The organism is Nakamurella sp., from assembly GCF_048594475.1.
GTDB lineage: Bacteria > Actinomycetota > Actinomycetes > Mycobacteriales > Nakamurellaceae > Nakamurella.
This window is the reverse complement of the sequence record NZ_JBMDXT010000596.1, coordinates 1-14,933: the sequence shown is the minus strand read 5'-3', so window position 1 is coordinate 14,933 and position 14,933 is coordinate 1. Positions and strand designations below refer to the sequence as shown.

Genomic DNA, 14,933 nt, shown 5'->3' with positions numbered 1-14,933 from the left:
AACCGGTACGCGATGTCGATCAGGTGCCATCGAGCACCCCCGCCTCGAGCCCGAAGCGCAGGAACTCGGCAACGGCCCGGCGCAGATTGTCGTCGCGTTGGGTCTGGCGCAGCCGGGCCAGGGCGCCCATCTCGTAGCCGTCACTGGCGGCCCGGATCAGGGCGCTCGCCCCGGCCCGGCGCAGCCGGGCGTATCCGGGGGTGCCGAAGCGGGTCGAGACGAACCGGGGCGGCGGCGTGTCGGCGGAGGCGGGCTGGCATTCGTGCCGGCGGGCCGTGCTGCTGCCCGGCGCGATCCAGGAGTACTCCAGGCAGCCGATCTGTCGCCGGTCGCTGGTCAGCGTTCCGGTGACGATGCTGTCCTGCACCAGAGCCACGGCGGTCACCGCGACGGAGCCGAGGACGGTGCTCCGGATCAGCGACACGGTGGCGCCGGAGCCGCCGGACGGGTCGCCCGCGATGGCCGGTCGCGGCGACACCAGGCCCAGCGCGGCGGCCACCGCCGGGTCGGTGCCGGACGGGGCGAGGGTCAGCGGGTCGACGCCGGGTGGGATCAGGACCAGCGCGTTGTCGAGGACGCCGACGGCGGCGGCCGCGAGGCGGGGATCGGCGGCTCGCACCGCGGCCTCCAGCAGGCCGGCCAGTCCCGGCAGGTCGGCGGCGCCGGCCGGCAGGACGACTGTGACGCCGGCGCCGGAGGAGTCGGCCACCGATACCGCCCCGCCGGTGCCTGCCGCGACCGGGTCGGCCGGGCCGCCGACGATCGTCCGCGCCCGTGCCGCCGCCCCGACCAGACCCAACCCGTCCGCCAGGTCGCTGCCCGGCACCGGATCGACGGACAGCGGGCGACCGTCGCCGATCAGCACCACCCGGTCGGCCGTCCCGATCGCGCGGGCTCCGGTGCCCACCAGTGCCGCGTCGAGCAGGGCGGCGGCACCGGCGATGTCCGTCGGCACGCTCGACAGGGTGATCAGCCGGGCCGGGTCGGTGCCCAGGGTCAGGTTCAACGTGCTCGACGCGGGCGAGAGGTTCAGCGGCGCCGGCGCAGTGGGGGATCGCAGCGCCGGGACGGGCCGGCCGGGCGCGCCGATGGCGGCCGTCCGGCCGAGGCCGTCGGCGACGCCGTCGACGATGCTGTCGGTGATCGTCACCTCGCCGCTGTCCGCCGGCAGCAGCAGCGGCCCGGTCACGCAGTTGTCGATCACAAGCTGGCTCTGCCAATCGGTGTCGAGCTCGAGCACGATCGACGGGCCGACCGGCGGCGGGACCTGCGCGGCCGGGTCGGGTCGCCCGCCCGGCACGAAGGTGCAGTCGCCGACCTCGATCCGATCCGGCCGTCCGCGCACCACCAGCGGACCGCCGGCCAGTACCAGCCCGAACAGCGTCAGGGCGCCCCGCTCGCCGACCGTGACGACGGCACCGGTGGGCAGGTCGATGACGGGCTGCGCGCCACCCCGGCCGACCAGCCGCAGCTGCTCGGCGGGCGGCACGGTGACCGTGAGATCCCCTGTGTACGTACGGCTGTCGTCGATCAGGACGGTTCCGGCGCCACCCCCGGCGGCCAGCGCGGCGGTCACCGTGGTGGCCGCGCCGGCGTCGCCGTCGCGGCGGACCGGGAAGACCGGCGCTTCGGGGGGATCGGCCGGCCGGTCGCGCAGCTCGCTTCCGCCGGTGTCGCTCGGTTGACCGGTGAGGAAGGTGACCGTCGGCGGGTCGGCCTGGTCGGCGCCGAACGCGAGCCGGCCCAGCTGCGGGTCGATCGCCAGCTGGCCGGCGGCCAACCGGGCCGCGTTCGACCACGTGCTGCCGTCCGGCGCGTTGTCGGACAGGTTGCACACCACCACATCCGCCGCCGGGAACGGGTCGGGGTCGGTGGGCCGGCGGACCGCGACGCTGTTCGCGACGCCGTAGTAGTCGCCCGTCGCGGCCGCCATCGCCCGCCGGGTCACCGGTCCCGGGACGTCGATCGGGCCGGCCCGGTGGGTGATCGTCTGCTCGGTCCGGGGCCGCGTGATCAGCGGTTGGTCGATCCCGAGCGGGCTGAACCGGAACCGCCGCGCGTCCACGGCGTGGGCGTCCGACCAGGTGTGCGGCATCAGCCGGTCCCGCCAGACCATGATCGCCACGTTGGGCACCGCGTAGCGGCCGCGCCCGTCGCCGATCCGGCGCACCTCCAGGGTGTGCGCGAACGGGTCGAAGGACCGTCCGACCTGCTCCAGCGCGGCCGCCGAACGCAGCGAGAGGGTCCGCCCGCGGGTCGGCACGACGTGCCGCAGGTGTTGTGTCACGGTCAGCCTGTTGAACATCTCGACGGCCAGGGCGGGCCAGCCGGTCTGGTCGCGGGCCAGTTGTTCGAGGACCGCGGCGGTGCCCTTGCGGCGCCGCAGGCCGATCGCGTCGGTCACCGCCGCGCGGGTGAGCACGGCGTCGTCGTCGACCGGCGCACCGGGGGTCACCGCGACCAGGTCGCCGATGTAGGGCAGCACCCAGGGGCGGCAGGTTTCCACGAACAGGTCGTCGTAGAGGTCGGCCAGATCGTCGGTGACCAGGTCGAGCTGGTCGGCGATCACGCCGAGCAGGCTCTCCAGGAAGCCGGGTTGCCCGTCCGGCCGGGCGTCCCGCTCCCGGTAGACCGCCGGCAGCAGGTCGAATAGCCGGGCCCCCGCGCCCCCGGTCGAGGCACTCACGGCAGCACCCTCCAGTCGATCGGGGCGGGGTCGAGCACGATCAGTTCGGCCCCGGCCAACCCGAGACGATCGGTGCCGGTGCCGATGTCGATGCCCGGCAGCGGCGATGCGGCGTTCAGCAGCGCCGGAGCGGACGTCCCGACGAACGACGGGGCCGACGGATCGACCATCCACAGCGCGGTGACGGTGACTGCGACCACCCCGGGCACCGACTGGATCTGCGCCAGCACCTCGCTGGCGGCGACCGGTTGCCCGAGGTCCCGGGCGCCGAAGGAGAATGCGGTCGACAGCCGGTTCCCCGCCTGCACCAGCACCTCGGACCGGACCCGGGCGGGATCGGTGCGAACTGCCGCCGAGAACCGGAACGACCGCGGCCGGTAGGGCGCCAGGGCGACCGGCACCAGCGGGTCGCCGGCGCTGCCGAAGGCGGTCAGCAGATGCTGACCGATGCCGCGGTCGGGCAGCAGGATCGCGCCACCGTTACCGGCCACGGTGAGCAGCACGCCCCGGTGGGTGCCGGCGCGCGCCCACACCGCCTGGGCCTTGGCCACCCCGGGGAAGGCGCGGGCGTAGCCGGCGTAGTCCGCCATGGAGACCACCCGGTCGAGGGTGGTGACCCGCAGCGGGGCGCCGACCCGGGCCGCGTCGACCGACTCCGGATCGTCCCCGCCCTGGGCCGGCGCCGGGTTGGTCACCGCGACGACGCCGCCGGTGCGGGACACGGGGAGCGTCAACCGGTCCGCGCCGACCCGACCGGAGAGGTCCCCGCCGGATCGGTACACGGCCCTGATGTTCGCGGTGCCGGTGGGCAGCCGGGCACCGGTAACCCCGTCACCGAACTGCACGACGCTACGTCCGTCGCCGTTCGTGACCAGGAACACCCGGTCGTCCGGACCGCACCGGACCAGCGCGTCGACCTGGGCCCAGCGGACCCCGTCCACCCAGATCGTCAGTGTGCTCGCCATTCCGGCGATGCCGTCCGAGCTCAGGTAGGTCAGCGGCGGCTGCCGCAGGGTGAAGGTCTGGAACACCTGCCGGGCATCACCGCTGCCGAGGACCTCGATGCGCGTCTCGCCCTGGCTGGCCGCGGCGACGTTGGCGGCGATCGTCATGGTGGAGCGGGTCATCGTCGTGGCGAGCGCGTCGGCCAGGGTGATCGTGGTGGACCGGGCCGGCCCGAAATCGTGGACGACGGTGGCCAGCGTGGTGGCCGCGGTGACGGGACGACCGCGGTCGTCGGCCGGCTCGCCGGTCACCACCACCGCCCGGCCCTCGCGCAGTCCCCGCAGCAGCCCGTCGAGTTCGCTCGCGCCGCCCGGGTGGCCGGCCGCGGCCGGCACGTCGGCCAGCGCCAGGGTCCGCGCCCCGGTGAAGGCCGTGGTCCGCCGCACCGAGAACGAGGTCAGTCCGGCGGTGTCGGCGACGTGCACCCGGACCGCCCGGGCGCTGATCCCGGTCCCGGCCACGCCGACCACGTCGGCTGCGGTCACCCGGTAGGCGCCCCAGGTGGCGCCGTCGCGCAGCACGAGCAGGCCGCCCACCGCCACCGGCGGGCTCGCCCCGTCGAGGTAAACGTCGCCGGCGGCCCCGCCGGGGAAGGTGGCCACGGTCGCGGCCTCCCACGGCAGGGTGAGCTTGCCGGCCCACGCCAGGGCCGCGGGCGGGAAGCCGGGGGTGGTCTTGATCTCGTCGAACACCGAGGCCGCGAGCACCGACGCACGCGGCGACTGGCTGCCGAAGAGCGGCCGCTGCTGACCGAAGACCACCGCCGTGGCGGGGGTCGGCGGGGACGCGGCGAACGGGCCGGCGACATCGGCAAGGCCCATCGAACGGCCGAGCAGGGCGGCGTCGAGATCCGCGGCAGACAGCCGCGTGCCGTCGAGCCAGGCCACCGAGGCAGGCACCGGGGCGGGCTGCGCCGGCTGCGGCGCCAGCTCGGCCGGCGGCGTCCCCACCGTCCCGGCGATCGGGCTGACCACCACCTGGGTGCGGGCGGGCAGGCCCGGTCGACCCGGTAGCTCGGGAACCGCGTCCACCGCGGTCACCGAACCGACCAGGCCGAACGCCAGCGCAGGCGTGGTTCCGGTGCGGTACAGCACCCCGTCGCCGACGGCGATGGGCACCACGCCGGCGAACGCCAGGGCCGTCCCCGGCATGCTCGGGTGGGGGAGCGTGCGGCGGGGCCGGATCGCGTTCCAGCGCGGGCCGGCCGCGATGTCGGCCAGGGTCTCGAACACCACCGGGGACCCACCCGGGTCGGGGCTGCTCTGCACGGCGGTGCCAGCCGGGATGACGGTGGCGTCCGGCGCCCCGGGCGTGGTGTCCAGGGTGAAGGCCAGGTCGGCGGTGGGGGCCAGTCCGGGGCGGACCTGGTAGCCGATGAGCCGGGCCAGTTCCACCAGCGACCGGCGCTCCTGGGCGGTGCGCAGGTAGTGCTCGTTGGCGAACCGTTCGGTGTAGCGGCTGACGATGTCGGCGACGACGGCGGCCGCGTCGATGATCGCGACGCCGAAGTCGTCGTCGGACCGCGCGGTGAACCGGCTGGTGGCAGGCCGGTCCGGATCGGCCAGGGCTCGCAGCATGGTGGCCTTCGCGGTGGCCTGGGTGACCACCCGGCGGCTGATCCGCGACCGGCCCGGGGGGTTGTGCACGGTCAACGGGGTGGACGGAGTCCGCTTGTCACACCCGCACCGGCCGTTGCCGCATGCGCAGGTCATCGGCCACCGTCCAGCGCGTCGAGGTGGAACCGACCGCGCTCGGGCCGGTTGGGATCGTTGTCCAGGCGGGCGATCTCGTCCGGCCCGATCTCGATCCGGCCGTCGGCACGGGCGTCGGCGCCTGATTGCCGGTAGCGCGAGAACCGGGTCGCCTCCACCCAGCCGACGCCGGGAACGGCCTGGGCGGCCGCGATGATCGGCCCCAGGTAGACCGCGGTTCCGAAGGTGAGCCGATCCGGGTGGAACAGCCCGAGCCGCCCGTCGGGCAGCCGGCGGTTGGACATCACCTCGAGCAGATCGGCCCTGACCAGGTCGCGGCGGTAGCCCTCGCTCAGGTGCACGGCCAGGCCGACCTCCAGCGATGCGTAACGGGCCGCCACCACCTGCAGGTCGTGGCCGGCCATCCGGAACTGGTCGAGGTAGTCGTGCACCTCGGCCAGGAACGTGGCGTCGGCGGTCTCGGTGCCGATGGGGTCGACGGCGACCACGACGACATGCCAGCTGCCGGTCCACCGGATGGAGGCCACCGCCCGCTGGATGCGGGCCGGACCGGGGGTGCCGAACTGCGCGGCCCGCGCGGCGTAGTCGTCGGCGGTGACGCACCGCTGCTGGCTGCGGAAGGCGAACGGGGCCCGTTGCCGCACCTGCTCGACGGTCTCCGGCTCCGTGCCGCCGGTGCCGGGCAGCGGGTTCCAGACCCGTTTCGGTGCGCCGGGTCCGGTCAGCACGGCACGCAGGTCGGCGGCGATCGTGCCGTCGTCGAGGATGCTGCGGATCGCCTCCGCGGCGACGTTCCCGGCGACGCCGTTGCCGGTCCGGTACGTCGCCCGGATGGTCATGCCGGGCGGTGGCGGCATTCCGTTGACCGGCCCGCCGTCGTCGTCGCGACCGAACCGCAGCGCGCCGATCCCGTCGTCGTCGACCTCGATCACCAAATCCCGGTTCGTCCCGCTGGAGACCAGGTCCCGTTGCACCCGCCAGGGCACGAGATCGCTGCCGGTCAGCCCGACGTCGGGCAGCACCAGGTCCGGCGCTGCGGAGGTGGCGGCGGTCGCCGGGGCCTCCGGGTCGAAGGTGACGACCTGCTGTTCGGCACCCGGGCCGCCGGGCCCGGCGCGGCGGGGCAGCGTGCGGCCGACCTGGGTGAGCGGGCCCTGCGGGAACCGGAAATCCGGCCGTCCCTGCTCCGGAACAGGTCCGAACTCCACCGGCGGCTGGGGGCGACCGTGGTCGGCGAGCACGACGTTGCCCAGGGCCAGTGCGCCGTCCGGGTAGACCTCGGTGCCACCGCCGACGGTGACCGTGCCCTCGACGAGCAACGGCCAGGGCAGCGCATCCCCGCCGCCCCAGGCGATCTCGGTGATCGCCACCCCGGTCAACGGGTCCACCAGCGGGTGCGGCCCGTCGAAGGCCTGCGCGGAGGTCAACCGGACCGGATGCCGCCGGGTCGGGTCGGCGTCGGCGACGGCCTTCGACTCGCCGACCGGGTCGCGGTGCTCGAGCAGGATCAGCACCTGCCCGGGGGCGAGGTCCGGCAGGTGACCGGTGAGCGTCGCGACCGTGCATCCCGCCGGCAGGCCGGGCCGGGCGCCGGACCAGGTGTAGAAGGTCATCGACGAGTGGGCCCCGGACAAGACGGTCAGCCCGTGCATCGTCACGAAGTCCAGGGCGCCGCCCCGACGCGCGTCGGCCTCGGCCGGTGAGCCGATCGAGATCAGCACCGGCGCGTCCGGGCTGCCGGTCAGCAGCCGCGTCCCGGCCGGGACGACGGCCGCGCCGGGGCCCGCGGACAGCACGACCCCGTCGGGGACGGCGAGCTGGACCCAGACCCTGGCGTTGGTGCCGTCGCTCATCGGGTAGTCGACCAGCCGGGCGTGCCGGCGCACCGAGACCCGCCGGCGCGCCGTGCCCAGGTACGCCTCGGTGGCGATGGCGTCCTGGCGGTAGCTCGCGCGGTCGCCGAGTTCGGCCAGCAGCTCGACCAGCGCGACCCGGACGTCGGCGACGTCCCGCTGTGTCCAGTCCGGCTGGAGCACCGACAGCCGGTCGAGCAGCACCGCACGCAGGCTGGACCAGTCGCGGGCCAGGTAGTCCAGGGCCGGCTCGGTGACCGCGGCCGGCGGACAGGGGGGGTCGTCCACACACGGCAGGTCGGTGCCGCAGTCGAGCGCGAAGGTGAAGCAGGCACCGGCCAGGACGGGATCGACCCAGGTCGGCGGGGTCGGGTCGGTGAGTCCGCCGATCAATCGGAGCAGGTAGGTGGACAGGTCGCCGCCGCCGGCCAGGGTGACCAGGATCGTCGCCGGATCGTCGGTGCTGCCGACCGTGACGGCGGTCAGGGTGGGGATCCGGTCGCCGCCGGTCACCTGGATCTGCGTCGGTGACGGAAGGGCGGCCAGCGGGTTCACGAAGCTGACCCGCAGCTGGGTCGCCCCGGTGTCCGGCGGCGGTGGCACCACCTCGATGTGGTCGATACCGTTCAGCGTGCCCTGCTGCTGGATCAGTTGCCGGCGCCGGTCGAGCAGCGTGGTCGCGGTCATGACGCGCTCCCGGTGACCGCGAACCGGGCCGTGCCGGGCTGCCGGCTGAGCCTTTCCGCGTAGCTGATCTCGATGACCAGCGTGCTGTCGGCCGCGGTGACCTGCACGTCGGCGATGTCCAGCAGCTCGCCGAGCCACTGCTGCAGGGCGGCGTGAACGAGCATCTGGGTGGTCGCCGCCACCTCGGGCCCGGTGGGCGCGAACACCAGCTGCCCGACGCCGGCACCGAAGTCGGGCCGGTTCAGCCGCTCGCCCGGCGCGGCGAACAGGACCTGTTCGATGAGATCGTTCAGGTGGCCGGCCCGGTCGGTGCGTGCGGTCGCGCCGCGGCCGTCGATACGGAGCGGATGGGCCACCGCGTCGTCGGTCATTGCGCCACCACCCTGGGTTGGGTGGACAGGATCGTCGCCGGTCCCTGCGGGGCCTGGGTGGGGCCGAGGCACAGGCCCGTGCCGCCCTGGATGACCAGCGGTTGGCCCAGCACAGTGACCCGGGTGGCCACCACGATCCACTGGGTGGTCAGGCAGGGCTGGGGTGCCGGGCCGGGGGTGAACGGGCAGCCGGCGACGGGGTAGGTGTCACCCTGCAGGGTGGCCGGTGTGCCTCCGACCAGCACCCGCGTGTTGCTGGTGATGACGCTGATCTGACCGCCGTGCGGGCACATCGCGACGCCCCCGACCTGCATCACCGGCCCTGGCATCAGGTCACCACCAGGGCGCCGTTGTTGATCGTGACGGTCGGCCCGGCCAGCACGATCGAGGCGGCACCGTTGGTCAACGTGATGCCCAGGTCGTTCACCATGATCATCGCGCCGCTGGTGGACTTGAGCAGCAGACCCCCGGCGGGACCGGGCGCGTCGCTGATGGAGATGGTGTTCTGCTGGGTGGTCTGCACGACGACGTGGGAGATCACCGGCGGGACGGCCAGCGCGAGGGCGGGCGGATCGGCGGCACTGCCCCACCACCCGCCGGTCCAGATCGGGTACTGCGGGTCGCCCTGTTCGAACTCGACCCACACCCCCGAACCGATGTCGGGCACCGCCCAGATGCCGGCCTGGGTCCCGGCGAACGGCACGCAGGCCATCGCCCAGGAGGAGGGCATGCCGCCGAGCACGTCGGGCACGTCGACCTGGATGCGACCCTGCTGCATGGGGTCGACGTTGTTCAGGACCGTGCCGCGGTACTTGCCGAAGTACTTGGTGGTCATCGGCTTCCTCCCCGGGTCATGCCGGCACCACCGGTGTGATCGATACCAGCCCGTTGCGGGCGAGCGAGAAGCTTTGCGTGTACTCGCCCGGCTTGATGTTGTGCGTGACGCTCTTCACGTAATACAGGCCGTCGTAACCGATTCCGGCGCCGCGGACGCCGACCAGGCCGCGTGGCTGCAGCAGCCGCCCGTACCGGAGCACGTTGAGTTGCCCGCTCCCGGTGACCGCGTCGGCCGACTCGGACATCCTGGCAAGCCCCTTGGCCACGGCCAGGATCGGGTTGTCCTTGGCCGCACCGGCCAGCGGCTCGGTCTTGAGCTTGGGCGCGGGACGCACCGACAGCGGCGGTGCGAGCAGGCTGATGTCGGGCAGCGGGATCGGGATGGAGATCTTGGTTGCCGGGATCTGCACGGCGACCGTGACCTGCTTGCCCTGCAGCCCGTCAAAGCTGAAGGTGAGCGAGTCGACGTTGGTCATTGCGTCCATGTCGATGTTCAGCGCCGGCTGGGGGACACCCACCCGGATCTCCGGCCCCCAGTAGGCCTTGCTCATCCCGGGCGCCGGGCCGGGGTCCAGGTAGAAGACGTAGCCGTTGTCCTTGGCCAGCTTCTGGATGAACTCGTAGTCGGTGCCGTCCTGGCTCTTGATCCGGTCGGTGGGGATCGGCACGTCCGGGAACAGCTCCGGCACCGGCACCGGGAGAACCCCGTACGGCAGGTAGTTCTTGAGCAGCCAGAGCACCTGGCCGACCGCGTTCAGCGGCGGGAAGATCACACCCTGCTTGCGCTCCAGATCCATCAGGACGGTCAGGTCCTCGCCGGTCAGAGTGACCGCGGACTGGCCGATCTCGTTGGAGAACCCGGCCTCCTGGCGGGTGATGATGCCGTCCATGAGCACGTGCGGCAGGCCGTTGACGCCGGCCACCAGCACCACCCGAACGCCCGGGTCGAGCAGTCCGGCCGGGATCATCGTGGTCGTGATCGGTGACGTCCGGCTGGTGGCCAGCACGATCTGGAAGCCGCTGCGCTGGCCGGACGCGACGGTGACCTGAATGCTCTTGATCGCCTGGATGATCGCCGGGGGGACCGGAACCGGAAGGTACTTCGAGCCGGCGAGCAGGTTCAGCCGGATGCGGTCGATCACGAGCCACCCCCGAACGGACCGGACAGGTCCGGCGCCGGGATAGTCAGCACCCGGCCGGGGGTTGCGGTGAGGTCGCCGGGATCCAGGGCCCGGTTGGCGTCGGCGATCCGCCAGCCGAGCAGCGGGTCGCTGTAGTACCGCTGGGCCAGCAGGTCGAGCCGGTCGCCGGCGACGACCAGATGGCTGGCCAGCGGCGCCGCGGAATCCGCCTCGGTGACGAACCGCCTTGCCAGATAACGCTGTTCGGCTCCGTCCGGGTCGGTCTCGGTCACCACCACGGTGGCCGTGTACCGGCTGTCCGGTGGGAAGCGGTCGGCGGCCACGGATCCGGCGGTAGGGTCGGGGCCGGCCGTCCCGGTGGGCTGGGTCACGGGATCCTCCTGATGCCGAGCTGGGTGAGCGCGCCGGGGACCGCGGCGGCCATCTGCTCGCGGGCCCGGTGGTAGGCCAGGTAGATGCCGGCTCCGCGGTGACCCAACGGCAGGTCGTTCACGGTGAGCACCCGCAGGCTCAGGCTCACCTTCGCCCGCAACGGGTTCAGGTTAGGGTCGAACGCCTCCTCGGTGACGCTCAGGTCGGTGATGCGCACCGGCACGATCCGGTTCTCACTCCACACGAACAGCGCCAGCGGGGCCTGCACCGGCGTGATCTCCAGGGCGCCGGTGCCGGCCAGCGTGATGTTCGCCTGCACCGCGTCGGCCCGCGGGAAGATCGCGGTCTCGAGGGTCGAGAGCTCGGGGTTGATGCCCAGGCGAACGGTCCGATCGTGCTGGTCGGGGGTCTCCAGCTGGTCGGCGGCGTCGATCTCGGCGTCGATCTTGATCGTCTCCACCGGCTGCGCCTTGAGCCGCAGCGCATCCAGCCGGTCGCCGGCGTCACCGGAGGCGCCCTGCGCCTGCAGGGTACGGCTGAGCGCGTCGGGGGTGTACTGCAGCACGATGACACGTTGCAGCGCGCCCGATTTCGCATCAAGCATGACCAGGCCGGCGCGCACGGTCCGGGGGGAGCCGGGGAACCCGCTGGTCATGATCCGCCTCCTGGGAGTTGGCCGCCGGGGGTCTTGAGCGCGAGCCCAAAGTACTGGCGTAGCCGGTTCTCGATCGCGATGGCGGCGGATTCCCTGTCCTTGAACGCCTCCGGATCGGCCTGCATTTTCAGCTCCACCCATCGCTCAGCGAGCAACATGCGGCGATGCGCGAATGACATCGCGGTGCGTTCCTGGTCGTTACGCGCATGTTCAAGGTTCGGACGAGATGGCTGGTTCGATCCGGCTGGTCCCGGTGCGTCGAGCCGGTCCACGTCGGCCATCGCATCGGACACCGACACGTCGAATGCGGCTCGCTGGGCTCCGGTGTGGGTCATCGGCAGAATACCTCCCCGCTCCCGCTCCCCGGCAGGGCTGGGCCGGGTGAACAAGTCGGCCGCGGTGATCGGATCGTCAGGATGACCGCCGAGGACTGCGGACAGTCGTCCGCGCTTCTGACCGACCAGGTCGGTGGCCATCGCGAGATCGGCTGCATGGGCAGGATCTCGGGCAGTCTCGACCACTCCCAGCAGTCCGGCGAACCGGCCGAGTCGCTTCCGCTCGGGCTTGCGGCTCAAACTTGCACTCCCGGTGCGGACGAAACTCTCCAGCATCGCGGGCCCGCTGTCGCGGTCACCCGTTGCTCGCTGAGCGAGGTCGCCCAGCCCTTCGGAGACGTCGAGGTAGTTCTCGTGCCCGGCCACCACTTGATGCTGTTGAAGGGCGAGAATCTTTCCCGCATCGCCGGCCGACAATTGTGCGACGTCGGAGGTGGAGCCGCCCTCGCGGCTGTCGGACCGCATCTTCTGCTGTCCTTCGAAGACCTCGGCGGAACGCCCCTTCAGCGGAGCGGGCGTTGCCGTGAATGGCGTTCCGGTCTGCTCGGACGATCCCCGGCGTACCGGTTGGTGCTGACCCACCAAGAAGCTGGTCTGTTGGCGATCGACCCGGCCGTGGGTCGCGGAGGCTGCACCCAGATACTGCGGTCCGCTCTGCACCAGCACCGGCTGACCGGCTTCGGCCTGCGCCTGGGCCGCCCGCGCAGCCCGCACGACCTCCGGATCGCGCAGCAATTCGGCCGCGACTTCACCGACCAACCTCCGCAACTCGCTGCCCGGTGACCAGGCGACGGCCGCCTGCGCCTCGGGGTTGACTCGGGCCCTGACGACCACCCGTTGCCCGGCCCACTCGGGCTTGAGCGCGCGCAACCGATGCCGCAGCCGGAGGCCGGTCAGCCTGGCGATGAGCCCGAAGCGGCCGACGCCCCGATCGAACCACCCCTGGATCTGTGGGCCGATGATCCCGACTATGCGAGCGAGCCTTTGTTGGGACGTCTCCTTGGGTTTCGGCTTGCCGAACAGACGCTCCTCGGCCCTGGTGTAGCCCGCCTTGGCCTTGGCGATCCCGCGTCGAACGGTTGCCCGGACCTTCGCGACCGCCTTGCGGCCGAGGGCCAGCACGTTGCGCGGCATGACCCGGCGGACGACTCGGCCGGCCGCCGCGGCGCCGCGCTTGACCAGTCCGACGACGGCCTTCGCACCGCGCCTGATGGCGCCGGCGGCCGCCTTCGCGCCGGCCTTGACCACCTTGGCGACCTTCTTGATCGCCGTCATGATCCGCTTCGCCATTTTCTGCAGCGCGCCGCCGACCTTCTGCCCGGGACCCTTGAGCTTGCTGAGCACCCAGTTCGCGACGAAGTCCAGCACCGCGACGGCGGCGGCGCCAACGAGATCACCGAACAACGGCCCGGATCGGCCGGACTTGACCGCCTTGAGGAATGCCATGAACTTGCCGAACGCGGCGAGGATCTTCGACGCGGCACCCCACGCGGCCTTGATGCCGTCGATGATCAGCGCGATCGCTCCGCCGGCCGGGATGAGCATCGCGACCAGCTTCTCGATGAGCAGCTGGATCACGATGCCGGGCAGCGACTCCTTGATCGCCGTCCAGGCCATGGACACGATCCGGGTGAAGGTGATGCCGCCCTTGCGCAGGACGTCGAGGATCACCCTGCCGAGGCCGATGATCTCCTCGACCTTCTCCTTGAACCAGGTCTTGACGGCGCCCACCAGCGCGCCCCACACGTGGTTCCGCACCCCGTCCAGCAGACCGGCGCCGAGATTCTTGATCCACTGAATCGGGTCGGACGCGATATCGGCGATCAGGGCGGCGAAGTCGAGCAGCGCGTCGACGAACACCCTGGCCGCCTTGATGGCCGAGTCGATCACCTTGCCGACGGCGTCGATGGCCGCGGTGTAGGCCTTCTCCAGCAAGGTCAGGGCGCCCTTGAGCAGCCCGCCGAGCGCGTCGAGCAGCTTCGTGACGCCGGCCTTGAGCTTGTCGGCGAGTTCGTTGACCGCCTCCTTGGCGCCGTCGACCTTTTCCTTGATCTTGGCCCGGAACCTGTCCCTCGCCTCCGGGAACGCGGCCAGGACGATGTCGCCGGCGGCGATCAGCGCCTTGCCGGCCAGGTCGATCGCGGCGACGACGGCCCGGCGGCCGATCTCGATCGCGGCCACGGCGAGCTTCTGGGCGGCGCTGATGACGGCGTCGACGGCCTTGCGGGCCAACTCGAAGACCGCGTGGATCGCGCTCTTGATCCGATTGACGAAGGAGCGGATCTTCGACCCCAGCCAGCTGAAGAAGCCGCCGTCATCGCTTTCCTTCTCGGCCTTCTCGCGCTCCTCCCGCGCAGATTTCTCCGCCTTGCTCCGCTCCTTGGTGATGTTCTCGTTCCCATCCAGGATCGCCGCGCCAGCGTCCGTGCGGGCCTTCGACCGGGCCTCGCCGATGCCGCCCCTGGCCTGCTCAGCCGCCTTGCCGGCCGCCGTGCGGGAGTCGCCGGCGGCCCGGTCCTGCTCGCCGACCCAGTCCCGACGCTCGCGGCCGACGGCGCCGCGGACGTCGCGGCGGGCCTGCGTCTGCTCGCCGCCGTTCGCGGTGATCTCGTCGTTGATCGCCTTGTCCGTGTCGGTCCTGGCCTGCTCGACCGAGGTGTCGTGGTCGGTGCGGGCGGCCCCCAGGGCCGCGCCCTGTTCCCTGGTGGCGGCCGCAATCTGGTCGGTGCTCTGCTCGGCAACCACGGCGTCGATGGCCGCGGCCGGCACCCGGCCGCCCGTATCGGGACCCGGGCCGCCCGGGCCCCCGGCGCCCTGACCGGCACCGCCCGTTGCACCGGACCCGGCGGGGGTCTGGGCGGCCGCCGGGGCCGCGCCCGCAGGAGCCGCGGTCGTGGCCCCCGCCGAGGTGCCGATATCGGCGGTCAACCTCTCGGCGGGAATCTGCGGGAACACGTCGTTCTCGCCCATGTCGGCGCGGGCGTCGGCCAATCCGTCCCGCTGGGCACCGGTGGTCGCCTCCTCGACCGACGTCGCCTGGTCCTCGATCTGCTGCGGGTCCTCACCCCCGGCCAGTTCGAGGACCGGGACCGGGCCGGCATCGACGTCCAGCGCCGGATCGGTGGTCGGCAGCGCGCGCACCGCGGTCTGGATCCTCTTCGCGTCCTCGGCGCTGACCTGGGTTTCGCCGCCGGCCGTGGCCTCCGGCACGCGCACCGTGACGGGTGCCGGTGCCGACGGCGGCGCAGCGGCGGTCGGTGGCTCGGCCCCGGGGCCGC

At 72.7% G+C, this 14,933-nt stretch carries 10 protein-coding genes; all 10 read right to left on the bottom strand.

Features of this window, described 5'->3' with window-relative positions; genetic code table 11:
• Positions 1–19: 19 nt before the first annotated feature.
• The 10 genes from ACOJUF_RS26335 to ACOJUF_RS26290 all read right to left on the bottom strand — a co-directional run bounded on the left by ACOJUF_RS26335 (position 20) and on the right by ACOJUF_RS26290 (position 14,865).
• Complete coding sequence (locus tag ACOJUF_RS26335) at positions 20–2,686, bottom strand: hypothetical protein (RefSeq protein WP_420124764.1); 2,667 nt, start codon at positions 2,684–2,686, stop codon at positions 20–22.
• On the bottom strand, positions 2,683–5,337 hold the full coding sequence (locus tag ACOJUF_RS26330; RefSeq protein ID WP_420124763.1) for a hypothetical protein: 2,655 nt from the start codon (positions 5,335–5,337) through the stop codon (positions 2,683–2,685). The genes ACOJUF_RS26335 and ACOJUF_RS26330 overlap by 4 nt, the downstream gene beginning before the upstream one ends.
• A gap of 62 nt (positions 5,338–5,399) precedes the next feature.
• Positions 5,400–7,943, bottom strand: coding sequence for a putative baseplate assembly protein (locus ACOJUF_RS26325; RefSeq protein ID WP_420124762.1), 2,544 nt, complete (start codon positions 7,941–7,943; stop codon positions 5,400–5,402).
• Entirely contained in the window at positions 7,940–8,314 is a 375-nt protein-coding gene (locus tag ACOJUF_RS26320; RefSeq protein WP_420124761.1) for a GPW/gp25 family protein, read from the bottom strand. Before ACOJUF_RS26320 ends, ACOJUF_RS26325 begins: the two co-directional genes overlap by 4 nt.
• On the bottom strand, positions 8,311–8,643 hold the full coding sequence (locus tag ACOJUF_RS26315; protein ID WP_420124760.1) for a hypothetical protein: 333 nt from the start codon (positions 8,641–8,643) through the stop codon (positions 8,311–8,313). Before ACOJUF_RS26315 ends, ACOJUF_RS26320 begins: the two co-directional genes overlap by 4 nt.
• Positions 8,643–9,149 (bottom strand): phage baseplate assembly protein V, encoded by a 507-nt coding sequence (locus tag ACOJUF_RS26310; RefSeq protein ID WP_420124759.1) that lies wholly within the window; start codon positions 9,147–9,149, stop codon positions 8,643–8,645. The genes ACOJUF_RS26315 and ACOJUF_RS26310 overlap by 1 nt, the downstream gene beginning before the upstream one ends.
• Before the next feature lie 16 nt (positions 9,150–9,165).
• A complete protein-coding gene (locus ACOJUF_RS26305) occupies positions 9,166–10,293 on the bottom strand; it encodes a phage late control D family protein (RefSeq protein ID WP_420124758.1) in 1,128 nt (375 codons plus the stop codon).
• Positions 10,290–10,664: a LysM domain-containing protein gene (locus tag ACOJUF_RS26300; protein ID WP_420124757.1), complete on the bottom strand. Its 375-nt coding sequence runs from the start codon at positions 10,662–10,664 to the stop codon at positions 10,290–10,292. The genes ACOJUF_RS26305 and ACOJUF_RS26300 overlap by 4 nt, the downstream gene beginning before the upstream one ends.
• The gene (locus ACOJUF_RS26295; RefSeq protein ID WP_420124756.1) at positions 10,661–11,320 is read right to left on the bottom strand and encodes a hypothetical protein; all 660 of its coding nucleotides are present in this window, start codon (positions 11,318–11,320) and stop codon (positions 10,661–10,663) included. The genes ACOJUF_RS26300 and ACOJUF_RS26295 overlap by 4 nt, the downstream gene beginning before the upstream one ends.
• On the bottom strand, positions 11,317–14,865 hold the full coding sequence (locus ACOJUF_RS26290; RefSeq protein WP_420124755.1) for a phage tail protein: 3,549 nt from the start codon (positions 14,863–14,865) through the stop codon (positions 11,317–11,319). Before ACOJUF_RS26290 ends, ACOJUF_RS26295 begins: the two co-directional genes overlap by 4 nt.
• Between the last annotated feature and the right edge of the window lie 68 nt (positions 14,866–14,933).